Source organism: Clostridium estertheticum (assembly GCF_011065935.2).
In the GTDB taxonomy this organism is placed as follows: Bacteria; Bacillota; Clostridia; order Clostridiales; family Clostridiaceae; genus Clostridium_AD; species Clostridium_AD estertheticum_A.
Genome location: NZ_JAAMNH020000001.1, coordinates 4,832,782 through 4,858,983 on the forward strand (window position 1 = coordinate 4,832,782; position 26,202 = coordinate 4,858,983).

A 26,202-nucleotide genomic window follows, 5' to 3' on the forward strand; every position below is an offset into this window, starting at 1 on the left:
AAGGGCCTCTAAAATTATTTTAAGCTTAGGCCTTTTTTAAGTGCTTTAACTATTTCCTCTGCGGTTAATCCATAAGCTTTTAAAAGTTCATCTGGTTTACCGCTTTCACCAAAGGTATCTTTAATTCCAACTCTCATAACTGGTACTGGATGGTTTGAACAAACAACCTCTGCTACAGCAGAACCAAGTCCGCCTATAATGCTATGCTCTTCTGCAGTAACAATTAATCCGGTTTTTCTAGCTGCAGCAATAATTGCTTCTTCATCTATAGGTTTAATAGTATGTATATTTAACACTTTAACCTTTATCCCTTCCTCAGCTAAGATGTTATAAGCTTCTAGCGCAGCATCTACCATAATACCTGTAGCTATTATAGTTGCGTCCTTGCCTTCTCGAAGTGTTACAGCTTTTCCCAGTTCGAATTTGTAATCTGGTTTGTCATTTATTGTATGAACACCTGATCTTCCTAGTCTTACATAACAGGGTCCGTTATACTTTGTTATAGCTTCTATAGCTGCTTCTGTTTCAATGTTATCACTTGGGCTTATAACTACCATATTGGGAATACTTCTCATTAGCGCTATATCTTCTACAGCTTGATGAGATGCTCCATCTTCTCCTACAGTTATGCCTGCATGTGTTGCACAAATTTTAACATTTAATTTAGGATAACAAATAGAGTTTCTTATTTGTTCAAAAGCTCTTCCTGCTGCAAATATAGCAAAAGTACTTGCAAAAGGAATTTTCCCACAAGTAGCAAGTCCTGCTGCCACAGACATCATATTTCCTTCAGCAATACCCATATTTATAAATCTATCTTCCGCAACTTTTTTAAAATCTGCAGTTTTAGTGGATTTAGATAAATCTGCATCTAAAACAACTATATTTTCATTTTCTAGACCTAATTTAGCTAAGGCCTTACCATAAGCTTCTCTTGTTGCAATTTTACCCATTATACAGCGCCCCCAATCTCGTTTATTGCCATTTGGCATTGTTCTTTACTTGGAGCGGTACCATGCCAACTAGCTTCATTTTCCATGAAGGACACGCCTTTTCCCTTTATAGTTTCGCAAATTATAACTGTTGGTTTTCCTTTTGTTTTTTTAGCTTCTTCTATAGCATTTTTAATTTGGACAAAATCATGACCATCCACAGTGATAGTATTCCATCCAAAAGCTGCAAATTTAGCATCTACTGGATCAGATCCCATAACCTCAGAAACTTTGCCATCTATTTGAAGTCCATTATGGTCTACAAAAGCCGTTAGGTTATCAAGCTTATAATGTGCAGCTGACATAGTAGCTTCCCATACTTGACCCTCTGCAAGCTCTCCATCTCCAAGTAATGAATACACCCTATATCCTTTTTTATCAAGTTTTCCAGCTAGTGCCATACCTACTGCCGCTGAGATACCTTGTCCGAGTGAACCAGTAGACATATCTACTCCGGGTACAGTGTTCATATTTGGATGTCCTTGAAGCATTGACCCTAATTTTCTTAGTCCCAGAAGTTCATCCTTTTCAAAATACCCCTTTTCAGCAAGCACACTATATAATGCTGGTGCAGCGTGTCCCTTTGATAATACAAATCTATCTCTATCCGGATCATTTTTATTTTCTACGCTTACATTCATCTCATTAAAATATAATGTAGTTATAATTTCAACGCAGGATAATGATCCACCTGGGTGGCCAGAACGTGACTCTGTAATCATAGTTATTATATTTTTCCTAACTTCTCTAGCAATTGCTTTTAATCTTTCTACTGTTATTTCCATATGTATTCCTCCTAGTATTGCTTTTGGGTAAATAACATTATTAATAGTTATTTACCTTTATTCCTATTTATCTTCCACAATTATTATAACAATATTACACACTTTAACAACATATTTCTTAGAAATACTACAAATATAATAAAATCCCTATAGGATTATTAATAAATCTATAGTTTTATTAAAAAACATCGGTCCACTAATCCATAAAGTAAAATAAGGGCAATATATGCCCTTATCCATTTTATAAACCTACACTAATTAAAAGTGCAGTATCTACTTTTTTCATATCGCTATCAGTCATATGACCAATTTTTTCTTTTAATCTTTTTTTATCTAGTGTTCTTATTTGTTCTAGCAAAACTACTGAATCCTTATTTAACCCATACTCTTCTGAAGAAATTTCAACATGAGTAGGGAGTTTCGCCTTGTTTATCTGAGACGTAATAGCTGCAATAATAATAGTGGGACTGTACTTATTTCCAATATCATTTTGAATTATAATTACTGGTCTAACCCCACCTTGTTCTGAGCCTACAACCGGACTCAAATCAGCATAAAATATATCTCCTCTTTTCACTATTGTTGTCATTAGACAAATCACTCTCCGAAAGCTTAACTTCGTAATCTTTAAAATCTTTAATATCAATTTCAAAACCCATGTCAGCTATTTCTAAATTTAATTCAGCCATTTCTAAATAACCACGTTTCATTTCATCTATATAACTAAGCCTTTTCTTTTCCTCAATATATAGTATTATAGCTTCCCTAAAAAATTCACTTCTTTTTTTAGAATCTTTCTGAAGTGCCTTATTAAATTCAATATAAAGTGTTTCTGAGAGGTTTACTACTAATTTCTTTGAAGTAGACATAGAAAATTTAATACCTCCTATTTACTTTAGAGCAATATGTATAAAGTATATTATAATTCAACCTATGTCAATCTGTCAAAGAAATTATCCGTATTTTCACTCTTTTACATTGCAATTTTTACAAATAATTGGTTTATTCTACATATAATACTACACGTAATTTCTTATTTTTACGACCTTACCATCTTTTATGTAGACCCTTGGAACTCTTTTACCAATCATACAAACTATTTCATAGTTTATAGTTCCTATTAGTTCCGCTATTGTATCCGCTGTAAATTTATTATTCTTATCTTCACCCATTAGTATAACCTCATCACCAATTTTAACTCCTTCAATATCAGTAACATCAATCATACATTGATCCATGCAAATCCTACCTATTACTGGAGCAAAGCTATCTTTTATGATAACCTTTCCCTTTTGATATAGAAGTCTTGTATATCCATCAGCATAGCCAACCGGAAGTGTAGCTATAATACTTTCTCTTTGTGTTTCAAACTTTCTTCCATAACTCACGTATTCTCCAGGTGGCAGTGTTTTTATGTGCACTACATTTGTTTTTAAGGTCATTACGGGTTTTAAGTTTATACTTTCCTTATTTACCTCTCCAGAAGGATAATAGCCATATAAGATTATTCCTGGGCGTACTGCCTCATAATGTGTTTCTGGCAAGTCTATAATAGCAGCACTATTGGCCATATGCCTTATATTTATGTTCACCTTTTTTTCTTTTAATTTTTCATAAAAATCATTGTATTTTTTCACTTGATTATAAGTATATGCCTTATCTTTTTCATCCGCTGAGGAAAAGTGACAAAACATTCCCTCTATAATTATATTAGGTAGTTTGCTAATATTGTATACTTCTTCCACGCTGTCCTGGGTTGGTAGATAGCCTATCCTACCCATACCAGTATCTACAACTATATGAATTTTAGCTATTTTATTTTTCTTTTGAGCCATTTTTGATAATTCTCTTGCAAATTCATAAGAGTATACAGCTTGTTCAATATTATATTTCAATAAATTATCTATTAAATTTGGTGGTGTAAACCCTAAAATCATAATTGGGCATTCGATCCCTGAGCGCCTAAGCTCCACCGCTTCACTTATTACGGCTACTGCTAATCTATTAGCCCCATTTTGTAGGAGCACTGGAGCTACATCTATAGCTCCATGCCCATAGGCATCTGCCTTTACAACAGCTATGATATTTGTGCTTTTCGCTACCCTTCGAATTTCTCTCATATTAAAAGCTAGTTTATCTAAATCAACCTCTGCCCATACAGGCCTTAAATGTCTAAACATGACCTTCACCTCATCCGTTATTGAAATTTAATTCATTTGCTTATGTTATTAATCGCACTAGGTCATCAAAAACTCAGATGGTTCAATTTTTACATTTGGAAGAAAATTTGAATATGTTATGTTGATTTTTTCTTTACCTTGGTTATCGTAAATAACCAATTTTTGTGGTATCATGCTTTTATAATTAACATACAGCAATGCATTATTGATATTTTTATTGCTACCAGGTATAAATAGATTAATCACCACGTATTCGATATCATTAATCTTTTCAATTGAATATTTTATTTCCTCATTAGTATATAATAACCCTATGTATTCTCCAATAAAACACAGTTTAAGAACTTCATCAAAATCCTTGCTCTGTACATACTTTATTCCATTGTTTTTGTCACTAATATAAATATTATCATCGGACTTATAGATAAACACTCTGTCCTTGTTTAGCTCTAGTTTATATCCGCCTCCTCTCAAATAGGATTGCCTTGCCTTATAGTTAATAGTCTGCTTATCATTTTTTATATCCATGTTCATTTCTGTAGAATAACTCTCCATGTTTTTTAAATAACTTATAATATCATTCGCATTCTTAGGTTTTTTATTACAGGAAGTTAATAGTGTGCAACCCAACACAAGTAAAAACATTAAAAATAGTAGTAATTTTTTTTTCATTGTTATCCTCCAAGTATTTCTCTAGAGTAGATAAAATTGCTCCTATTATCTACCATAACAAATCGTTCTACTACTATTACTATTACTCATGGTTTCATACTATTCCAAAAATAATTAATGATAAAAAAATCATTATCTTCAGCTATTCACTCACCTCTTCAATTTTTTTTTCTACTTCCAATATAGCATAAGCTATGGCACAATCTTCACCATGAGATATACTAAGATGAATATTGTATTGCCCCTCTTTTTTAGCTATTAACTTTGCTTTACCTTTTAAAATTACTATTGGTTTCCCAAGGGTTGTCCTATCAATTTCAATATCTTTAAAATCAAACCCCCTAAATCCTGTACCGAGTGCTTTGGCTACCGCTTCTTTAGCAGCAAACCTTCCCGCCACATATTCCGGCCTCAAATTTCTACTTTTAAGATACTCTAATTCTATTGTTGTAAAAATTTTTTCTAAAAACCTGCTGTTGGCGACCATAGCATTTTTTATTCGTCGTATTTCAACAATATCAGTACCTACTCCAATAATCAAAACTATCACTCCCGATCTTTAATCTATGCTCCACAATTTTAATTTTTATATTTACTTAAACACAGATTTTGACATTACTATTATTTTTACTATTACTTTTACTATAAATCTTTAACATTGCTATCACATTCAATGTTACTACAATAATATATTAAAATTATGATTATTTATAGTATTATTCATAAGATATTTTATTAGTAAATAATAATATTTTTTACTTTATGTACTTCTGTTGTCAAACCGTATTCCCTTCATATAACAAAAAGAGGATAATTCTCCTCATAAAAAGAAGAAGTTTCCTCTAAAAGAGGAGAAGACTCCTCACTATGTTAGCCTAATTAAAAATATCAGCAAGTACCAATGTTTTTTAACATCTCATCAAAATCGCTAATATACTCATCAATATACTCACCCAATACGTCAATCATGTGGATAGGTGATACTGTATTTTCATGTAGCATTTTTATAAGATTTTTAACTTTATGTCTTTGAGGACTTATGTTCTCTACACAATCCCTCTCTATAAATACCACTATATCATCAATGATGTCTTGTCTTTCAATCTCAATACCATAAGATTGTACTCCAGCAGGTTCATAATCCATTGAAACAGAAACCTGACTTTTTACTAATCTATAAAAATAATTATGCTTTACATCGTCGTCTGTTACTCTTTTAGATAAATTTTCTAAAACTATCATATTAGTCCCCCCTGTGTTATGTTATTGAAAATATAGTAACATTATTTTTCAGAAAAATCTGTCATTTTATGAAATAGGCTCAAATCTATTATCTCTTAAAACTGACAACTTCAACCTTTTGCGCCCATAATTTTATTATTAACAAACTATCCACAGGTATCTCATTGTATATACACTAGCTTATTTTGTCGAAATCATAATAAATATATCTAAAAGTTTTTTTTATTTTTAATTGAATACTTCTTGAAAAACTGCAACTATTTTTAATTTGCACCTGAATATAATGAAAAATATAATTATTATGTAAATATTTATCATATTAGTCATTTATTTTGTCAACTATTTTGTTTATTTTTTAATTATATAATGCTATTTGTAAATTATTTCCTTTATTTGTTTCAACATTTTATACCTATCAACGCCAATGTACTTACATAAATCTTCCAATATCAATAATACCGCAATAACCATGGTACAATCATCCTTATAATAATCCTCTAGTGCATAACGATTTTTATACACAATGGTATTATCTTTTTTGCAACTAATAGTTTTATATAGCTCCCTTAAAGTATTATATAATATAGAGTATGAAATTAAAATAAAATCCCCTTTTGCTTTTTCACTACCATTAACAACCTCTCTAATAATTTTATTTAAAGAAGTGCTTTTGTAATATTCTAGCATTTTTAATCTATAATTATCTTGGATAAACTTCCCAACTATTTCAGCATCTATCAAAGTTATTTCACCATCTGTATTAAAAAAAATACCAGCATCTAAAAGTCCATTTTTCTCTTCACTAATTTCTGATAACATTTTCTTCATTCTATAGTTGAAGAAACTAGTAAATTCGCCTTTTGTAATGAAATATTGGAGTTCTTTAGTAGACACAACATACACTAGCTCTGAAAAATTTTTATAAGCCTTATTTAAATATCTTTTGTTATTGTAATCCATGTCACTCATAAACTTATCGCTCCCACTATAATAAATTAATTGAGATTTCTCAATTCTACCCTATTTAGTGTGGCTAATTTGCTTTAAACTATACTAAGTCACATGAAAATAAATAACTTTATAGTTGCTTCTTTATATTACTATGCCCCTTTTTAACACTCTCCACATCTTCCTCAGTCATAGGATGCAATGAAAACTTAGCTTCATTATATATCACTGTCATCTCATCTAAGTTATCAGAATTATCCACATTAATTTTAGTTACATTCTTTAGCTGCGAGGCAGTCATGTAAGGCTTATAAATCTCTGCTTCCTGAGTTATTTTCTCAAAGCCTTTGTATGTATAAAGAATTTTATCTCTATTACTTCCACCACCTTGAAAAATTTTAGAAAACAAGTTTTTAACCCAATGTTTTTTGTTCTTTTTGTTAATAATTCTTTCCTTTTCTTCTACAAATCCATTGTAAATTTTTGTTTTATTTCTAACTCTTGATAAAAATTTATATATTACATATAAAATAACCAGTAAAATTAGAATTTTTATAAATAAAATCAGCACTGGCGGTAGCTTAATTCCTTGATATTCAGTCATATTGGGTTGCTTATTTAACTTCTTGTCCATTATGGTTCCATCTGTTATGAACTTATTTTCACTCTTCATAAGAAGTTCCCTTAGTTTTTCAGAAATAAAACTTATTGGTACTCCAAAAATTTTAGTCAGCATTTCTACTATTATAACCAGAATAAAACTTGATATCTTTATAAGCATATCTAGTAACTTCATCATAATCTTATTAGCAAAATCTAAAGATAGTGTAAGTACGGATATTCCTATAATTATATTTGTAACTATAGATGTATTGCTTTTAACAGCATATACATATCTTCTCGTTTCTCTCATTAGTATAATAATCATAATTATATATAGAATATGAAACCTATACATTGCATTTACAAAGTCAGCTCCTAAGGTAAAGGAAATGAGCCAAACAAAGCCTAATGCAACAATAGACTTTCCTATATTTTGTTTATATTGTGAATGGTCTATAGGGCTATCCTCTAATGAATAAGCTATTAAAGCCATAAATAGCAAAAATATTGTATTTATAAAAACGGTTTGATCTTTGAAAAATATGAAACAAGCCAATATACTAAATCCCAAAATAGAAAGTATAAAAAGGCTCTTTTTTAACTTCATATTATTTAGATACTGTGTAAAAAAAACAATACACAAAGCTATTAAAAATAGCTTATAATCCACTGGGTTTTTAAATAACCATTTACTTAGAGTTGACCAAATTATAAAAGTAATCGTGACAAGGCTTATACTATACATACTCTTGACTTTTCTATGCCAGCTCATCACTACACCCCCCCTTTATAATCCATCTTTTCAATACCTGAAATATATGGAACAGAAGATTTTAACGAAACGTCTATGACTTTAATTAAAATTCCATGTCTTTTCAATTTAGATAAAATACCAACACTCTCTTCATCTAAATAAGACGTAATAATTACATAGGTAGAATTAGGACTAAATTCTTTTATTTTACTTCTTAAATAATCACTAAATTTAATAGTAATGCTATAACTTATCCTAGCACTAAGTTCCATTATTTTTCTAAGAGCATTAATGTCTGGAGAAACCTCAGAACTGATCTTAGTTTGAATTCCCATCAATTGACAGTTGGTCCACATCCCTGAGGCTACACCTTCTTTGATGGCAATAGATGCTAGTGACGCTGCTACTGTAATTCCATTTTCTATAATCACTGGTTGAATACTACCCCAATAAGGCTCCCCGCATTGTCCGTTTACAATAATCGTAAGTTCTCTTTCTGAAGTAAAATCATACTCTTTTACCATAAGCTTATCCATTTTCAAGCTAGATTTCCAATGAATATCCTTCATCCTATCCTCTACGTTATATTCTCTTATACCTTTAATATATAATGGATCTTGATGAATCCATCTTTTAACGTAATTATCCCCTTGTAAATTAGTATTTGCAAACTGAATATTATTAATATTAATAAGTTTAGGATAAACCAAAAACTCTAAGAAATCTTCTATTGCTACTGTTTCTGCAGAGTGCCCAAATAAATCTCCTATAGTAACGTTAATATCTCTTAAAATGTAGGTTCCCCGTACGTTACACTTCAATTTATAAATTCTTCTTTTTCTTTCATACCAGCTAATGGCGTATTTACTTAAATGCCATAAGTCAGCCCCTTCTTTAAATCTATTGCTATCTGATACAAACTCTATAGCTGCTGGCATCTTTTCACTTAGCATTAAAAATGATATAGGTAGCCTTTTATTATTTTCAATAGTTGTAGTTAAGGTGAATTCCTCCCCCGGTAAAAGTCTATCTTTATCAATATTTCTACTTATTTTGAGATTATCAAAACCTTTTTTCCGTGTAACCTCACCTATAAAAATAATAATAGCTAGTATGGTCAGAATCAAAGCAAATTGTATAAACATAGTTCGCCCCCTATAACTTTTCGAGTGGAGCTTGAATAGTACTTATTATTTCCTCTATAATCGTTTTACTTTTATTCCCAATTCCCAGATCATTCTTAAGCATTAACCTATGGCTTAAAATAGGCACTGCCAGTTCCTTTATATCCTCTGGAATTACATAGTCTCTTCCTCTTATAGCCGCTAGCGCTTGGCTTCCCTTCATCATATTTAATGTAGCTCTTGGACTACAGCCAAGCCCCACTTCTCTATGCCTTCTTGTAGCGCTCACTATTGCTATTATGTAATCTTTTATTTCTTCGCTAACATGTACCATAGTATAATTATTTTGAACATACTCTATGTCCTCCATAGTAACTACGGCCTGAAGGTCATTAAGTGGATCCGATGTCATAAATCTATTCATCATAGCCTTCTCCTCTAATGCATCTGGATACCCCAATGAAAGCTTCATAAAAAACCTATCTAATTGTGCTTCTGGTAAAGGAAAAGTTCCAAACTGTTCCACTGGATTTTGAGTAGCAATTACAAAAAAAGGCTTTTGGAGTTTTATAGTATTACCCTCCACCGTAATTTGTCTCTCTTCCATACACTCTAAAAGTGCTGACTGTGTTCTAGGTGTAGCTCTATTAATTTCATCCGCCAAAACTATTTGACTGAGTAGCGGTCCAGACCTAAACTCAAAGTCCTGATTCTTTTGGTTATAATAATATATTCCAGTTAAATCTGAAGGCAGTAAATCCGGTGTAAACTGTATCCTCTTAAACATGCAATTCATAGAGCTGGAAAGACTCTTCGCAAGCTTAGTTTTCCCAAGTCCAGGAACATCCTCAATAAGCACATGTCCTGAGCATATAAACGCAACTATAATCTTATCTATATTATCCCCTTTACCTACTATAACCTTACCCACATTCTCCTTAATTTTGCATTTAAATTCTTCAAATTTCTTTGTTTCCATTTTAAAACCCCCCATTAACTTATATATTTACATATAGTTACCTACAAATTCTTTACTGTAAATATATCACATATAGCAGTTATTTTAAATATTATTTGTTATTAATATTTCTACTTACCCCAGTTTTTAGCAGTTATAAAATAGTAGCTAAATAGTATTTATGAAATTTTGCCGAAGTGACTTGCAATATGAAGCGTCGAAACTATTGAAATTTGATTTAGAAATTCTTCTTTTGTGAATATAAAATTCTCGTGAGCCTGACAGGAAGTCAAGCTAGCGAACCCGAGCCAGGACGCCGGATGTGAGCGTCAGAGGATTTCACATTCGCAAAAGATTAGAATTTCTTAATCAAATTTCCAGTTTCAAGCTCGTTTGCAAGGCACGCAGGATAAATTCCATACTTTTTTTGATCTGCTCCTATAAAAAAACCCCTCACCGCTAGGGAGGCCACTGAAAAAAGCACTCTTTTTTCAGTAAAGTTTTTAAGCTTGAACAGAAAAAGCATGAGATATCTATATTTATGGATATTTCATGCTTTATATTTTTATAATTAAGTTAAAAAAGCCCTATTTCATGCTTTTCAACTTAATTATTCTCTTTAGATTCACTGTGAAGATTGATAACGCACCTTGCATTTGCATGCCAATTAAGCCTGACGATATTGCTACATCATAGCCATGCTGGTGCTTAAGTTCACTGTTTTTAGCCTCTATCATATAACGTTGCCTAGCACGTGTTTTAAAATATTCACTTTTTTCGAACTCTATTTGATCTTTGTGAGTATTTGACTTTATTTTAACTGAATAAGTTTTAGATTTAGCGCCTTCTTTATAGCATCCATCTTTATGAGCACAATTTTTGCACTTTTCTACATCAAAATAGTAAGTTAGCACTTGATTTTTACCAACATTCTTCTTTCCTTGTTTTGCTTTTTTAATAGCCATATGGCCTACTGGACATACAAATAAACCAGCATCTTTATTAAACTCAAATTCATCTTCTTTTCTTCGTGTTCCTTGTGAAATTATAGGATTTAGTCTTGAAATTAATGCAATTTTATTTTCTTTCGTATATTCTAGGTTTTTCTTTTCAGAATAAGCTGCATCTCCAATAACTTCATTAACAACAACACCAGCTTCACGGCTTTTTTCTATTAAGGTTATGAGTTCCTTTCCATCACTTTTTTCGCCAGTTGTAATAACAGCTGCGGTAATTATACGTTCTTCACTCATAGCAAGGTGTGATTTATATCCAAAAAAGGAACTATCCTCAGTTTTATGTCCCACTTTTGCATCCGCATCTTTTGATAGTTTTAGATTTTCTAAGTCATCATTAAAAGCTTCAGTTAAGTAGTTTAATTTAGTTTTTACAGCTGGATTTGCTACAATTTCTGGCTTCTTGTTTATGCTATCAATTAATAGTTTACAGTACTCAAGAATATCTTCAAGTACTCCCGTTGTAACTTTATTAGGTAAATCTTCTTTTATCTCAGGATTTACCCCGTATAACGTTTTTCTTAAGTTTTTTGCGCGTTCCAATAATTCTTCTCCTGCTGATTTTTGGTTATAACGTGACTTGGTATGTGTCGCATCAACTATTATTGCTTTACTTTTTAAAACTCCCTCTTTTATAGCAAGTTCTACAGTTTTATTTATTAACAAATCCAATAAATTCATGTCTTTAATGCGAAGCTTTCTAAATTTAGTTAATGTACTTGAGTTTATTAAATTTGTTTCTTCTGGGGCTAAATTTAGAAAATATTTAAAGGACATGTCATAAAGGGCTCTTTCAACAACATCTTCATCAGACAATTCATAGATTACTTTCAAAATCAAATATTTAAATAGCATTATAGGATTAAAAGCACCTCTACCCATTGATAAACTATAGTTAACCATTAATTCATCATAAACAAATGAAAAGTCAACAAGGTCATTAATTTGCTTTAAAATATTATTTTTTGGAATAATTAACGAGTATAAGTTATGATATGTATTTATTTCTATCTCCAACTGTCCTTTTAGCATAATAGTTTAGCTCCTTTTATTTTACTCTACTATACTTATTCGACATATCTTTTGAAATTCCTTTTTGCCTTTTAGTCATTTATACAAAAAAATCGCCATCTTTAATTTGATGACGATTTTTTATATAGTTTTTCAGTGGCCTCCCGCTAGGTAAGAGATTTTTAATTAAATCATATTTAAAAATGCTGGAAAAGCTACAGCAAGCCCTGTAATAATAAGTCCACATAAAAAAGATCCTATAACTGCACACATAACAGATCTTTTAAAATCCAGCTTTAAAAAAGCAGCTATTGCAGTCCCTGTCCAAACTCCTGTAGTTGGAAGAGGTATTGCAATAAATGTTATAAGCGCTATTTCTTCAAACTTTTCAAATTTGGATTTATTCTTATTTATCTTTTTGTCAATTAAATTATAAATGCCACTAAAGGTCTTATATTTCCCTAACCATTCAAAAATCTTATTGAAACATATCAATACAAAAGGAACTGGAAGCAAACTTCCAATAAAGCTTATCAAAAATACCGCTATTGGATTAATATGATAAACATTTATTCCAAGAGGTATAGCACCTTTCTGCTCAATAAGAGGCACTGCGGATAGTAATAATATTTGTAACCACTCCATAAAAGATTCTCCTTATTTATAAATTTTTTTTCTTAATGCATTTTCAAAAAAAATGACTAGTCATTATGCTAGTCTATTTTTCGATACTTAATCTATTATTCACAATACTATTATAAGTACTATAATCCAATACTTTCAAGTGATATTCTAAATAAAAGAATATTTAACTATCTATTCACAATGCTAGATATCAATTACATGGTGTTGTCTGCTCTCACCAATAAAAAACACTGCTAGTGCCCCTGGTCCACTAAATCTTCCCACTACTGGTCCAATGTAATAAATAAGTACTTCTTTAACTGTAACCTTTTCCAAAATTTCCTCTTTAAGTTTTACAGCTTCCTCATAACAATCTGCATGACAGATAGCTATGGTTTGAGTTTCAGGCTCTGTAATCTTGTCCTTTACTATTTCTGCAAGCTTTGTTATGGATTTTTTACGTCCGCGAACCTTAAGCACTGGTATTACGCGCCCGACCTGGTTAAGAGTAAGTATAGGCTTTATATGCAGAACTAGCCCTAAGGTAGCCGCTACATTAGATATCCTTCCGCCTCTTTTTAAGAAATTTAAATCTTGAACAGTAATATAGGTGTTTAAATTTTGTATAACCTTTTCTATTTCGCAAACAATTTTTTCTGCCGTGCATCCTTCATTTTTCATTTCCACAGCTTTTCTAACCATAAGACCTTGACCAAGTGATGCAGTTAACACATCAATAATATATATTATCGTACTTGGGAATTCTTCTAATATAGCAGTCTTTCCAATATTAGCGCTATTATACGTTCCACTAAGACCTGAAGAAACTCCAACATAAATTATATCCTGTCCACGTTCTGCAGCAGGTTTAAACATATTATAGAAGCTTTCAGAATTTGCTTGAGAGGTATTGGGTAATGCTCCGGCCCGAAGGTCATCAAAAAACTGTTTTTGGCTTAAACTTTGTCCTAAATCATCTAAGTACTCTTTATCATTATAACTAAATGGTAACATAGCAAATGGTATGTTATTCCCATAAATATATTCCTTTGGCAAATCACAGCAAGAATCTGTCATAATAACAAAATCTCTCATTTGTACTCCCCCTACTTTATATAATTCCGTAAATATTTTGTTAAACAATACAGTAAAAACTATAGCATAAAAAGTGTTCACTGTACAACCAAAATGTATTTACAGGTTAATTTATTATTGCTTTATAATTATTGTGTAGCTAGCGCTGATCAATTTATTCAAGTATCACAAGCTGTAGTAAGCTTTAGCTCTGATACCCTTTAGGTGGCTGGTGCCATCCACGTGGCAAGTGGCAAGTTTTACATATCCACGTGCTAAAGAGCACATAAGATTTAAATGTCTTATGTGCTCTTTACTTATTTGCTCTAATATAATCATAAAAGTGAATAGTTACGTCCACAAAAGTAAATATAAATATGTATGAAATTTCCCCGCAGTGCCTTGCAATAAGAAACGCAGAAACTATTGTATTAACGCCTTATCAATACCCTCTGACAATGCTTTAGCTAGTTTATTTTGGTAATTCTCAGTTACAAGTAACTTGTCCTCTTCCACATTAGATTGGAAACCCATTTCCACTAGAATAACAGGTACCACAGACCAATTAAAACCTGTAAGGTCATTTCTCTCCACAACGCCTCTATTTTTCATCCCAATACTGTGGATTAAATTATTAAAAACTATTTCTCCATATTTTTTGCTTGTTTTATAAATAGCATTTGTGTTTTTACTATCTGCAGGCACTAACATAGATGCTCCTTTAACAGATGAATCATTATTTGAATCCGCATGAATTCTAATAACTAAATCTGCCTTAGCCTTATTCCCAACCTGCGCTCTTGCAATATTCCCTAACATTTGTTTATTATCTGTTTTAGTCATTATTACCTTATATCCTTTTCCCTCTAGCAAACTCTTTAGTCTAACCGCTACTGCCATATTAACCACATACTCAGGAGTTTTTGTATTAATACCCTGTGCCCCACCTGGCTCCTTAATTTTCATTATATTGGAACCTGGAGCTTGCTGCTCTTTTTCAAGGCTAGTACGGCTTGCATGACCTGGGTCTATAACAATAACCATGTCAGAAGGTTTTTTCAAAGCCTTCTTATATTCTTGGGTTTTAACCTTTGGATTTGCTATAACTGATATACCAAGCTCTTTTTTAGTTATAATCTTGACTTCAGATATTGTCTTATCTTCTGACTTAACTATTTTTCCTCCTTCCTCTTTTATTAATGCTACCTTATTAGTTTTACTTATATTTTTTTCACTAATATTCATATCTCTCACATATTCTCCATTTACTTTTTTCACATAAGATGCACCATATAATACTCCACCTATAATAGGTAGACATAGAAAAATCAAAATAATCTTCTTCATTTTCGACATTTTACCACTCCTAACACTTTTCCTTGAAAAATAATAATAATCAATGCCTATTTTACTATTCCTTTATGGGAATGTATATACTTATGCCACCTTGTTAACTAAAATTTTAAAAAAATATTATGTATTAAATTCCTAACATTTCATAGTATTTTAATATACCAAAAACCCTAAACTAAAAAGGATGAATTTTAAAATAAGAGGAGGCCTTTTCATGCCACGTAATAAGGATAAGTATGTCAATGAGGATCGTGATAAAATCGAAAAAGCTAATAGAATAGAGGAACTTGAAAACCTAGTAGAAAGTCATACTAGAACAGAGCGACATCTTGAACAGCACTCTGACATTGCTTCACCTCAAAAGGTCATTGAAGCAAGAGAAAAGCAAGCTGAGAGAGAAGATAACATTGAAATATTAAAAGATAAAATTGTAAGTGGACAACAAACACACTTTAATGAGTCAGAAGGTCTAGAAAAAAACTATACCTTTGCTAACGGATACATGGATCATAACAAAGAGCATATGGATGAAGAAGCCTTAGGAAACATGAAAGAAAAGCAGCAAAACAGACGGGACAGGATGAACGGATTAACTTAAAAAAACAGGCAAAGTCCTAAGGATTTTGCCTGTTTTTTCTTTTTAATATTTTATTTTTCTTTCCTTGTTTGCGCAGGAACTATTGAAATTTGATTTAGAAGTTCTTGCTTTTCACTTCTGAGACAGGACGTCGAATAAGTGCGTTATGGGATTTTTCATGGAATAAACTTAGAGTCTGTTAACGAATTCTCTACTATCAGAACATCCTATATGCAGAACCTCTTTGGATCGATTACTTTATTTTCCCCAACGCCTCATCTATAAGCCCTAGCACATATTCTTTATCTTTTTCATTATTTTCAAAATCTAATCCTTCTACATTTATCTTTAAAATAGGTGATATATTATATTGCTCAAAATAAGCTCTATAATTAGAATTTAGCTTTTCCCAATACTCGCGTTCCACAATTTTTTCATACTCTCTACCCCTTTTATTTATCTTATCCATTGCTGCATCTACCGAGGTTTCAAGATATACAAGTAATTTTGGTGCCTTGCAATGTTCAATCATATTTTCAAATAGTTCAGCATATAAATCAAACTCTTCTATACACATCTCTCCTGCATCTTTTAGCATCTTAGCAAAAATTACATCTCCATAAATACTTCTATCCATAACTGCATCTTTTACTTTTGAGGCTTCCTTAATATGTTTAAATCTTTTATTAAGGAAAAATATTTGGAGTGAAAAGCTATATCTCTCTCTATCATAATAAAATTTTTCTAATATAGGATTATCCACCACTGGCTCTTCAAAACGTACATACCCTTTTTCTGCCATTATGTTCATAAGTGTGGTCTTCCCTACTCCAACTACTCCATCAATAACTATCATGTCCCAGTGTCCTCCTCTGTTTATCTTACTCAATGATCTCTCATAAAACCCCATAATCATATACTCCTCTTATGTCCTTCTTAGGTATAAAAAATACCCCGTTGTTACCCTACGCTATTTTAACATTCTTCCTCTTTGAATAAGCTAAAATTATACCCAAAGCAAGTGATAAAAATGCCGCCATAAGCACCCTATACTCCCCTGGCAACAAGAAAGTTATTGTATGTGCCGGTATCCAGAAAAAAGGAATGGTTTTAAACACAACAAAACTCATAAATCCATACCAATCTATTTTATTCGTTACAGCTCTAAGCTTAACTTTTTTAATTTCACTAAATTTTCCATGACCCAAATCTATATAGGTATCAGTAAGTCTATGTAGCGTCATGAAAGTAGGTCCAAAAATCAAATTCATAAAAGCGCTTGTGAAAAAGGCAAATAGTAATTTAGCTGAAAAAGTATCAGGTACACCACTAGGCAATAGGCCCTTCTTCATTGACCCAATTACTCCATTTGCAAATAAATCAAAGGCTATAACAAACCCCATACCTAAAAATCCCCAAACTATAAATTTATATATAATTCCTACAGGTTTCTTATAATTTCCAGTGACTATTCTAAGTGCTAGCAGTTCTCCCATTGTAGCTAAAATGGAAACCTTTATAAATCCCATTATGTAAGGATGTGCTTTGTTAGCTACTGTATATATTTCATTAGTTGATGGAAAAGCCAATAGAAAAATAATTATTAGTAATGCTCCAATCCATATTAAATCCTTTTTTTTCACTATAATTCCCCCTTTATATTCCCTTGTATTATATCAGAATCCCTAAGCAGTTTACACATTTTTTTAACCACATTTTGACTATTTAAAAATAAAAAAAAGCTAGTAATTGGACTTTTACTAGCTTTTAAATATTTTTTTAAAGAGGGAATTAATTTTTAGTATCAATGTTATCTTTAATTAGGGGGTAATAAGATGATCAATACTAAATGTATTAACAGTTTCTATGTTTTTATTATATACTGATTTAAATCGCTTGTCAATAATTATTATTAATTAATATCAATTATATCCAATATTTTTTTATACCGCAAATGCTTCTTCGCCATTCAAAATGAACTTATTAATAATATACGCCACTCCATCTTCCTCATTAGTTTTAGTTATAAAGTTTGCAATTTTTTTAACTTCTGGGAAGGCATTTCCCATGGCAACTCCTAGTCCAGCATATTTAATCATATGAATATCATTGCCTGCATCACCTATACATATAACCTCTTCTTGTTTAATATTAAGTTTTTTTGCAAGTGCTGCTACTCCTGCACCTTTGTTAACTGATTTATGAAGAAACTCCAAGTAGAAAGGTGCACTTCTAACTATTGTATACTTATTACTTACTTCTTCGGGAATATTTTGCATTATTTCCTCTATTAACTCTGGCTTGTCTACAAACATAACCTTTACTATAGTTGTATCTGAAGTCACATCTTCCACAGCAATTATTTCATTAGGTATACCGTTCATTTCTGCCTCACCTCTAGTGTATATAGTATCTTTAGGTGAAATTACACTAGTCTCTGTTAATGCATGTATATTAACTTTTAGCCCTTTGCTTAGTTTATATAAATATTTATAATCTTCCAGAGTTAATGTTGTTTTAGATATTATTTCCCCACCTTGAGAGCTTTGAACAAGTGCTCCATTAAAAGCTACAGCATAATCCTCCTCTGAAACTAAGTTAAGTTGTTCTAAATATTTTTTAAAACCAACTAAAGGTCTTCCTGATGCTAGTACAACTTTTACTCCATTTTCTCTGGCTTGTTGTATTGCTTCATAATTTGCTGGTGAAATTTTCTTTTCATCATTTAATAATGTACCATCCATATCTAATGCTAATAATTTATACATTCATAACCTCCACGTAACCACATTTATCAGAAATCACTCTAAAGCGATTAAATTATTTTAATTATATTTTAATAATTATATCATGGAATTTTATAAGTAATGGATTTCATAATTCATGAACTTTACGTGAATTTTTATTTTCATACTATTTTAAATATAATATAGTTTTTTAATATTAAGCATTAAATTATGAATTTCAATAGATAATTATGTTAAGCTAGAGATAAAACAATGACAAATCTACAATATTAATGTAAAATAATAACTATAATATGTAAAACTCACTAATTCTATGCAATAGGAGGATAATTATGATGCTAAAAAAAGAAAAACCATTAATCATTACTCTATCTATTATTATTTTAGCAGCATTATTATATGTAATTTTCACATTCAATAAATTAACCACCACCAATACCGCCTCAAATATTAACTCACAAAAGGGTGTATTAGAGCTTTCAAATTGGGATTTTGATAAAGATGGCTATACTTCCGTTGGAGGCCAATGGGAATTTTACTGGCAGCAATTATTGACACCAGGAGATCTTGTTACTAGCTCCACAGCTCCCTCTTATATAGAAATGCCAATGGAGTGGAATAAATATGATCAAAATTACAGCTCTAACGGCTATGCCACATATAGTTTAACAATAAAATTAAATGAGAAATATAAAGACACCCTTTTAGGTATAAGTGTTCCTTCCATGTTCTCTGCATATAAATTATGGGTGAATGGAAACCCCTTTTCCTCTAATGGAATTGTTGGTACAAGTAAATCTTCCGAACGTCCTAAAACTATGCCCTTAACCCGTTATTTTATGAATAAGAATGAGGAGGTTCATTTAGTACTTCAAGTATCAAATCATAACTTTAGAAATGGTGGCACCTGGGACAAAATTTACCTAGGCACAGAGTCTCAAATGGCCACTAAAAGAGAGGCATCCATTGCACTTGATATTTTTTACTTCGGTGTACTGCTTATAATGGGTTTATATCACTTATGGTTATATGCTTTTAGAACAGATGATTCCCCTAAACTTTATTTTGGTGCGCTGTGTATAACTTTATCTTTGAGGTCTTTAATTATTTGTAACAAATACTTTTTGACCATGTACAATAACTTAAGTTATAGTTTGGCTCTTAAACTAGAATACATAACTTTTTATGCCGGAGTTTATTTTATGCTAAGCTATATATATGAAGTTTTTAAAGATGATTCTTCAAAAATAATTAAAAAAAGCTGCAAACTTTTCTGTTTTTTCTTTATAATTATTACTATTTTTGCTTCCCCACTACTGGCGTCAAAGCTTCTTATGATATTTCAAATATCCACTTTATTAATGATTATGCATGCAGCTATTGTTATAGTAAGGTCATACCATAGCAAAAGACAAAAAAACTTAATTATTGCAATTGCTTGCATAGTACCTATTGCATTAAGTTCTGTCACCATACTACGATATCTAGGTTTAAATAATGCCAATGACTATTCACTACCAGGATTCTTTATTCTCATACTTATAAATGCTTTTATATTAGCAATGAATGAATCTAAATCCTATAGAAAAATCCACAATTTATCAAAAGAAAATGAACAGTTTCTTTTAGCAGAAAAACTTACACAAGTTACCCTTCTCCTAAATTCCACTTTAAATTTGCAAGAAGTTTTAGATAAATTACTCAAAAGTTTAAAAGAATTAGTTCCTTATGACAGTGCCTCATTTTTCATGGAAGAAAATAACCATTTTACTGTTAAAGCCGCAAACGGTTTCAAAAATATGGATATCATATACAAGATTTCTATTAATAAAGAAGAAGACAAGCTATTTAAAGAAATATATGAAACTAACACCCCCCTATTGGTTTCTAACGTTAAAGACGACCCTCGTTTTAAGCATCACATGGAGCAAACTACTCTTGAAAGCTGGATGGGAATACCAATAATATTTAAAAACAAAATTATTGGTATCTTAACATTAGATTCAACAAAAAAGAATATTTATACTCAATATTACTGTGACATAGCCTCATACTTTGCTTACCATGCAGGAATGGCTATAGAAAATGCTAAATTACATGGTAAAACTAAGGAACTAGCTAGTATGGACCCTCTAACTAACTTGTATAACAGACGTAGTTTTTTTGAGCTTGCAAATATAAGCTTTGATAAAGCCATAGCATTATCACAAACTATTTCAAGCCTTATGATGGACATTGACGATTTTAAAAAAATCAATGACAACTTAGGCCACCATACCGGCGACTTGGTATTAAAACGCCTTTCTAAACTTTGCTTAGAAACTTTAAATAAAAATCATATTTTAGCTCGTTATGGCGGTGAAGAATTTATTGTCCTTTTACCTAACACCTCCTTTGAAGAAGCTAAAATAATTGGAGAAGAATTACGAAGCGCTATAGAAAATAATCCTATAATTATCAGAAAATCAGATTTAATACCTATCACCTTAAGCATTGGAGTTGCTTCTCTTACTCCAACAATAGAAGAGTTGGAGTACTTGTTTATAGAAGCAGATAAAGCTATGTACCAGGCTAAAGCTCTTGGTAAAAATCAAGTTATATCAACAAATTTAGATACTTTGATAGCAACTTAAAATGGAGGGATATAATGAAAATTTTTCCATGTTTAAAATCCCCTTTATTCTTTATATTATTAATATTCATCATGATTTTAGGTTTTATAGGATTTAATAAAATTAATAACATTAAGACAGTAGCTAACGAAGAAAAGCAGTTAGCTACCTATCAAATTGCCAAAATAAAATCTAATTTGATAATAATTAAATCATCACCAGCATTGTCTTCAAATCCGCATGATTATATAAAAGCTCATAAAAGTGAATATGACGAAATTGTTCAAATGGGTAACCCAGTTGTAGATTACTTTGTATCAGAATTTAAAAGTGGTAATTTAGATGGTAGCACAGAATGGATAACAGCATGGATATGCAACGAGATACTTGGCGATAAAAACCCTATAAAGATTTGGTCTGAAGACCATAAAAACGGATGGGACTCAGGTAGAGACTGGTACGAGAAATATACACAAATATTATAATCGTGAAGGTTCTGCATGTAGGAGTGTGGCAGATAGTATATAATAAGTTTTACAGACTCTTAGTTTACTACATTACAAATCCACGTAAGCAGGCCAGGACATAACAATTAATAATTGTTATGTCCCCCAGAGACCTACCCAGAGGTTGCTAGCACTTCTGAGACAGGACGTGGAATAAGTGCGTTAGGGGATTTTTCATGAAATAAACTTAGAGTCTGTTAACGAATTCTCTACTATCAAAACATCGTACATGCAGAACCTTCATGGGATACTTTCTTATTAAAGACTATCTATTTTTTTATGCTGGCATCTCTTACAAACCTTAATTTTTTCACCACTACCCATAATGAGATCATATAACAATTTTATTCTTTCCGTCTTACATACTGGACAAGTTCCTCTTCCTCTTGATGGCAATTTCCACAAAGCTCTACCACGAAATTCTTTTCCCATTTTAAATCCCCCTCTTTGAATATGTTCTTTAATCACTATTAATAGTATTAATTATTGAGGGAATTTATGATTATTTTTATATTCCGTGGAATATATATTCTATATTGAGATTGTAAATATTTTCATTAAAATATTTTAATGGGGGTTAATTATTATGAAAAAGTTTTCTTTATTAATAATTTTAAGTATGTTAATACTTATTATTACTACAAGTTGTAGGTCACAAGTTTTTAATCGCAATAGAACAAATAATCAACTAATACTAGAGTATTCTATACTGAATAGGACAGAATCACATTCGATGGAATTAAAAGAACAAACTATCGTTAATGTCATCATAGAAAATACATCTGGTCGTGTAGATATTCTTGTGGCAGATGCCACTGGCCAAGAAATATACAGAGGTGATAATGCTACTTCAGGGAAGTTCTCACTTAAGATACCAAAAACAGATACATATAGGTTTTCTGTCACAGGCAAAAAAGCAAAAGGGAGTGTAAGTTTTAAAGTTGCCGATTAATAATTGTTATGTCAACTTAGTGAATACACAGATATGTCTTAGCTACTAGTAGGTATGGAATGCCCATGGAGTGACTCACAATATAAGACGCATAAACTATTGAAATTCCATTTAAAAATTCTTGTTTAGAGCTCTTTTGCAAGGCACGCAGGAGAAATTTCATACTTTCTCTATCACCCTTTTTATAGCATCTAAAGCACTCTCTATTACCTCTTCCATACTAATATGTGAAGTATCAATAACCAAATCATAGTTACTATCCTTATTTAAATCAATATTATAAATATTCTTGAATCTACTAACCTCTAATCTTCTTCTTTCAATTATACTGGCCTTGGCTTCTTCTTTCGACGCATATTTCTCTGATTTACCTCTTTCATTTTTCATAGCCCGTTCCACTGCAACATCAATGTCTACCTTTAGATATATTTTAAAGGAGTCAGGTATAAAATACCAGGCAAGTCTAGCATCAAAAATAAAATTTTCCTTATCCCTTCCAATTTCCATAGTCTTATTGTCAACTTCTTGATCTAAATTATTATCAAGCATATATTTATTGTATTCTGTTATAGACATCCCTTTTTCCACTGCTAACTTTCTTTGTAATTCACCTACACTAAAATAAGTATAATCTAAAGCCTCACTTATAGCCTTAGCAATACTGCTTTTCCCTGAATGTAAGGCTCCCGTTATAGTTATTTTCAATTTAAACTCATCTCCAATACTTTAATTCACTAAGCTAAATAACACATCAAATTATAATACCAATTATACTTCATAAATATACTTTTTGGAACTTTGTTATTTATAATCCTTTAGTTACCTATCCACAAGTGCTATCCATTCAATACCTGAAGGAGTAGCTTTACCCACGAAATTGTAACAAATAACAAAGGCCCTTCATATTGTATATAATATTGATTTTATAATTATTATCTTAACAATTAATAATTGTTTTGACCTAAAAACACTAAAAGGAGGGTTAAAATGTTTGCACACCCATATACCATGTATGATATGAATTTATTAGAAAAATCCTTAGAAGGCATTAAATTAGCTGTTCAAGGTGAAAGTGAAGATGAATTATTCTATGACTACTTAATAAGCATTGCTCCTACAGAGGATGAAAAGAAAATTATTGCCTCTATAAGAGATGACGAACGTGGACATAATAAAATGTTTAGACAAATATATAAAAGCATAACCGGTTCTTCCGTGCCACCTGGTGAAAATGTGGAATTTGTGAAACCAATTTCTTACCTTGATGGTATAAAAAAGGCTTTATTTGGAGAATTGGGTGCTGTAGAAAGATACCGTGAAATTAAAAGAGGTCTTCCACAAACAATATATAGAGATATCCTTTTCAACATTATAACTGATGAAATAAAGCATAGCGCAAAATATAATTACTTATTCACCTTAAACAGTCACAACATGCTAAGAAATATACACTATGGAGAGTTTTAGTATATCTCGCTAATACTTCTCTATAAGGCATCATAAAAAGTATAATATCCATTATAGGCTCCAAGGTGATCATTATGCACCGCCCACCTCGGAGCCTATAATTTTTGTAAGCCTTCCAGGATATTTAACATTTAATAATTGTTGTGTGTCCTTAAAAATAATAGATGTTTCTTAAATAGGGATTTTTTCTTAAATTATGGTAACAAAAGTATATATTGCGTAGAATGCATTTGAACAAGCCTTAGTAATTCAAAATTTATTTTAGAATTACTTGGCGATGTGAAAGCATTATAGCAATATATACTTTTGTTATAGCATAATTTAAGAAAAAACTTTATGGGTGTTGACAAAATTAGTCATTAAGCTTACAATCAAATTAGATATTACTTGATAATGATTATCGTTTTATACAAATTAGGCTCATAAATAACTGTGCCTGATACAAAAAGAAAGAGAAGGTGAATATGTATGATATTCAATAGCAAAAATATAAAATCTAACAACAGTGATGCGGAAACAAAATTTGTTACATATTTTGAGGATTCCAAATTAGAAGATTTAAATTTGTCATTAGACAATGAATTAATGTCTAAAATTAAATTTACATTAGATAGTGAAAACTTTAAATGTAAAAATGGAGAGCTTCAAAATATCAATTTATTTAGAAATGAAAGTCCTAAAAATATAATCCTAGTTGGTGTTGGTAAAAAAGAAGATTTTAATTTAGACAAATTAAGAAAAAGTATAGCAAAAGCAGTAAAAGAAGCCGCATCGTTTAAATCTAAATCCATTGATATAAATATAGAAAACTTAATTAGTTTAATGAACTTAGATGAGACAGCTCGAACTATTTCCGAAGCTACGATAATGGCTGGTTATAAGTTTGATAAGTATAAATCTGATAAAAAAGTTTCCACTTTAGAACAGTTTACTATAATATATACCCAGGAGGACGAATTAGAAAGTATTGATAAGGGAATTAATGAAGGTATAATACTTGGACAGGCTAACATATTAGCTAGAACCTTGGTTAATGAACCTGCTAATATATTAAGTCCTATAGCGCTAGCTAGTGAAGCAAAAAAAGCTGGTGATGAAAGTGGCTTTGAAGTAGAAATATTTGATGAACCTTCCATAAAAGAATTGAATATGCAAGCATTCCTTGAAGTAGCTAAAGGTTCTGAGAACCCACCAAGATTAATTGTAATGAGATACAATGGTAACCCTGAAAACAAAGATGAAATTGTAGGATTAGTTGGGAAAGGCCTTACTTATGACACCGGCGGATTATCTATAAAATCTACTGCTGGAATGCTTACAATGAAATCTGATATGGGTGGAGCCGCCGCTGTAATTGGCGCTATGGCTGCTATAACAAAATTAAAAGCAAAGGTAAATGTAGTGGCTGTAGTTGCTTCTTGTGAAAATATGATTAGTGGTAAAAGTTACAGACCCGGAGACATAATAGGCTCTATGGGTGGAAAAACCATAGAAGTTCTTAACACTGATGCAGAGGGAAGATTAACTCTTGTAGATGCAGTAAATTATATAATTGAAAAAGAGCATGCTACTAAGGTAGTGGACGTAGCCACATTAACTGGAGCGGTTATTTCAGCTTTAGGCACTACTGCTACAGGCGTAGTTTCTAATAACGATTTCTTCTATAATAGATTAGAGCAAGCTTCAAAAATTTGTGGTGAAAAGGTTTGGAGATTACCTGCCTTTGATGAATATAAAGAATTGTTAAAATCTGATGTAGCAGACCTTAAAAACCTAGGCGGACCAAACGCTGGAACTATAACCGCTGGATTATTCATTGGGGAATTTGTAGGGGAAAAACCTTGGCTACACCTTGATATAGCCGGAACTTCTTGGTCAGAAAAAGATAGTGATTATGACTCCAAGGGTGGAACTGGTTCCGGAGCTAGATTGCTATATCACTTAATTAAGCAACTAGAAAAATAGACAAAAATAAAACTATCAAAATACCTCAGTATTTTGATAG

The 26,202-nt window shown here is 31.3% G+C and carries 28 protein-coding genes; 6 read left to right on the forward strand and 22 right to left on the reverse strand.

Annotated elements, in window-relative coordinates; translation table 11 throughout:
- Positions 1–14: 14 nt before the first annotated feature.
- The 17 genes from G9F72_RS22945 to G9F72_RS23025 all read right to left on the reverse strand — a co-directional run bounded on the left by G9F72_RS22945 (position 15) and on the right by G9F72_RS23025 (position 15,339).
- The gene (locus tag G9F72_RS22945; protein WP_187356113.1) at positions 15–953 is read right to left on the reverse strand and encodes a transketolase family protein; all 939 of its coding nucleotides are present in this window, start codon (positions 951–953) and stop codon (positions 15–17) included.
- Entirely contained in the window at positions 953–1,777 is an 825-nt protein-coding gene (locus tag G9F72_RS22950) for a transketolase (protein WP_164959549.1), read from the reverse strand. Before G9F72_RS22950 ends, G9F72_RS22945 begins: the two co-directional genes overlap by 1 nt.
- Before the next feature lie 241 nt (positions 1,778–2,018).
- Positions 2,019–2,366: a type II toxin-antitoxin system PemK/MazF family toxin gene (locus G9F72_RS22955; protein WP_164959548.1), complete on the reverse strand. Its 348-nt coding sequence runs from the start codon at positions 2,364–2,366 to the stop codon at positions 2,019–2,021.
- Positions 2,326–2,646 carry a CopG family transcriptional regulator gene (locus tag G9F72_RS22960; protein WP_164959547.1) on the reverse strand — a complete coding sequence of 107 codons (321 nt, stop codon included), beginning with the start codon at positions 2,644–2,646 and terminating at the stop codon, positions 2,326–2,328. The genes G9F72_RS22955 and G9F72_RS22960 overlap by 41 nt, the downstream gene beginning before the upstream one ends.
- Before the next feature lie 150 nt (positions 2,647–2,796).
- The gene (alr, locus tag G9F72_RS22965; RefSeq protein WP_164959546.1) at positions 2,797–3,957 is read right to left on the reverse strand and encodes an alanine racemase; all 1,161 of its coding nucleotides are present in this window, start codon (positions 3,955–3,957) and stop codon (positions 2,797–2,799) included.
- Between the two features lie 57 nt (positions 3,958–4,014).
- Positions 4,015–4,629 (reverse strand): germination lipoprotein GerS-related protein, encoded by a 615-nt coding sequence (locus tag G9F72_RS22970; protein ID WP_164959545.1) that lies wholly within the window; start codon positions 4,627–4,629, stop codon positions 4,015–4,017.
- A gap of 142 nt (positions 4,630–4,771) precedes the next feature.
- Positions 4,772–5,170 carry a holo-ACP synthase gene (gene acpS, locus G9F72_RS22975; protein ID WP_164959544.1) on the reverse strand — a complete coding sequence of 133 codons (399 nt, stop codon included), beginning with the start codon at positions 5,168–5,170 and terminating at the stop codon, positions 4,772–4,774.
- A gap of 347 nt (positions 5,171–5,517) precedes the next feature.
- On the reverse strand, positions 5,518–5,871 hold the full coding sequence (locus G9F72_RS22980; protein WP_187356112.1) for a DUF6514 family protein: 354 nt from the start codon (positions 5,869–5,871) through the stop codon (positions 5,518–5,520).
- A gap of 369 nt (positions 5,872–6,240) precedes the next feature.
- Entirely contained in the window at positions 6,241–6,840 is a 600-nt protein-coding gene (locus G9F72_RS22985) for a hypothetical protein (protein WP_164959543.1), read from the reverse strand.
- Between the two features lie 109 nt (positions 6,841–6,949).
- Positions 6,950–8,194, reverse strand: coding sequence for a hypothetical protein (locus tag G9F72_RS22990; protein ID WP_164959542.1), 1,245 nt, complete (start codon positions 8,192–8,194; stop codon positions 6,950–6,952).
- 2 nt (positions 8,195–8,196) lie between these two features.
- On the reverse strand, positions 8,197–9,321 hold the full coding sequence (locus G9F72_RS22995) for a DUF58 domain-containing protein (protein ID WP_164959541.1): 1,125 nt from the start codon (positions 9,319–9,321) through the stop codon (positions 8,197–8,199).
- Positions 9,322–9,331: 10 nt separating this feature from the next.
- Positions 9,332–10,279: an AAA family ATPase gene (locus tag G9F72_RS23000; protein ID WP_164959540.1), complete on the reverse strand. Its 948-nt coding sequence runs from the start codon at positions 10,277–10,279 to the stop codon at positions 9,332–9,334.
- A 566-nt stretch (positions 10,280–10,845) separates the two neighbouring features.
- Entirely contained in the window at positions 10,846–12,306 is a 1,461-nt protein-coding gene (locus G9F72_RS23005; RefSeq protein ID WP_164960224.1) for an IS1182 family transposase, read from the reverse strand.
- A 165-nt stretch (positions 12,307–12,471) separates the two neighbouring features.
- Entirely contained in the window at positions 12,472–12,930 is a 459-nt protein-coding gene (locus tag G9F72_RS23010) for a COG2426 family protein (RefSeq protein ID WP_164958162.1), read from the reverse strand.
- Positions 12,931–13,113: 183 nt separating this feature from the next.
- Entirely contained in the window at positions 13,114–14,004 is an 891-nt protein-coding gene (locus tag G9F72_RS23015; protein WP_164958161.1) for a DegV family protein, read from the reverse strand.
- Between the two features lie 165 nt (positions 14,005–14,169).
- Entirely contained in the window at positions 14,170–14,322 is a 153-nt protein-coding gene (locus G9F72_RS23020) for a hypothetical protein (protein WP_224676225.1), read from the reverse strand.
- 84 nt (positions 14,323–14,406) lie between these two features.
- The gene (locus G9F72_RS23025) at positions 14,407–15,339 is read right to left on the reverse strand and encodes an N-acetylmuramoyl-L-alanine amidase (protein ID WP_224676226.1); all 933 of its coding nucleotides are present in this window, start codon (positions 15,337–15,339) and stop codon (positions 14,407–14,409) included.
- Between the two features lie 211 nt (positions 15,340–15,550).
- Between G9F72_RS23025 and G9F72_RS23030 the strand changes: the two genes are divergently transcribed.
- Positions 15,551–15,934, forward strand: coding sequence for a hypothetical protein (locus tag G9F72_RS23030; RefSeq protein WP_164958160.1), 384 nt, complete (start codon positions 15,551–15,553; stop codon positions 15,932–15,934).
- Between the two features lie 232 nt (positions 15,935–16,166).
- Here G9F72_RS23030 and G9F72_RS23035 read toward each other — a convergent pair whose 3' ends face one another.
- From G9F72_RS23035 to yidA, 3 genes are all read right to left on the reverse strand, one after another.
- Entirely contained in the window at positions 16,167–16,823 is a 657-nt protein-coding gene (locus tag G9F72_RS23035) for a deoxynucleoside kinase (RefSeq protein WP_164958159.1), read from the reverse strand.
- A gap of 55 nt (positions 16,824–16,878) precedes the next feature.
- The gene (locus G9F72_RS23040; RefSeq protein ID WP_164958158.1) at positions 16,879–17,556 is read right to left on the reverse strand and encodes a hypothetical protein; all 678 of its coding nucleotides are present in this window, start codon (positions 17,554–17,556) and stop codon (positions 16,879–16,881) included.
- 300 nt (positions 17,557–17,856) lie between these two features.
- The gene (gene yidA, locus G9F72_RS23045; RefSeq protein ID WP_164958157.1) at positions 17,857–18,681 is read right to left on the reverse strand and encodes a sugar-phosphatase; all 825 of its coding nucleotides are present in this window, start codon (positions 18,679–18,681) and stop codon (positions 17,857–17,859) included.
- 311 nt (positions 18,682–18,992) lie between these two features.
- Between yidA and G9F72_RS23050 the strand changes: the two genes are divergently transcribed.
- On the forward strand, positions 18,993–21,293 hold the full coding sequence (locus G9F72_RS23050) for a diguanylate cyclase (protein WP_164958156.1): 2,301 nt from the start codon (positions 18,993–18,995) through the stop codon (positions 21,291–21,293).
- Positions 21,294–21,307: 14 nt separating this feature from the next.
- Entirely contained in the window at positions 21,308–21,757 is a 450-nt protein-coding gene (locus G9F72_RS23055) for a hypothetical protein (RefSeq protein ID WP_164958155.1), read from the forward strand.
- Positions 21,758–22,036: 279 nt separating this feature from the next.
- Here the strand turns inward: G9F72_RS23055 and G9F72_RS23060 are convergent, their stop codons facing one another.
- On the reverse strand, positions 22,037–22,210 hold the full coding sequence (locus tag G9F72_RS23060; RefSeq protein WP_164958154.1) for a hypothetical protein: 174 nt from the start codon (positions 22,208–22,210) through the stop codon (positions 22,037–22,039).
- 154 nt (positions 22,211–22,364) lie between these two features.
- On the opposite strand from G9F72_RS23060, the gene G9F72_RS23065 reads away from it, so the two are divergent.
- On the forward strand, positions 22,365–22,730 hold the full coding sequence (locus G9F72_RS23065) for a hypothetical protein (protein ID WP_164958153.1): 366 nt from the start codon (positions 22,365–22,367) through the stop codon (positions 22,728–22,730).
- 159 nt (positions 22,731–22,889) lie between these two features.
- On the opposite strand, the gene cmk is transcribed toward G9F72_RS23065, so the two are convergent.
- Positions 22,890–23,435: a (d)CMP kinase gene (cmk, locus tag G9F72_RS23070; protein ID WP_164958152.1), complete on the reverse strand. Its 546-nt coding sequence runs from the start codon at positions 23,433–23,435 to the stop codon at positions 22,890–22,892.
- Positions 23,436–23,717: 282 nt separating this feature from the next.
- Here cmk and G9F72_RS23075 point away from each other — a divergent pair, with 282 nt between their 5' ends.
- A complete protein-coding gene (locus tag G9F72_RS23075; protein ID WP_164958151.1) occupies positions 23,718–24,197 on the forward strand; it encodes a ferritin family protein in 480 nt (159 codons plus the stop codon).
- 471 nt (positions 24,198–24,668) lie between these two features.
- The gene (locus tag G9F72_RS23080; RefSeq protein ID WP_411955971.1) at positions 24,669–26,162 is read left to right on the forward strand and encodes a leucyl aminopeptidase; all 1,494 of its coding nucleotides are present in this window, start codon (positions 24,669–24,671) and stop codon (positions 26,160–26,162) included.
- Positions 26,163–26,202: the final 40 nt, after the last annotated feature.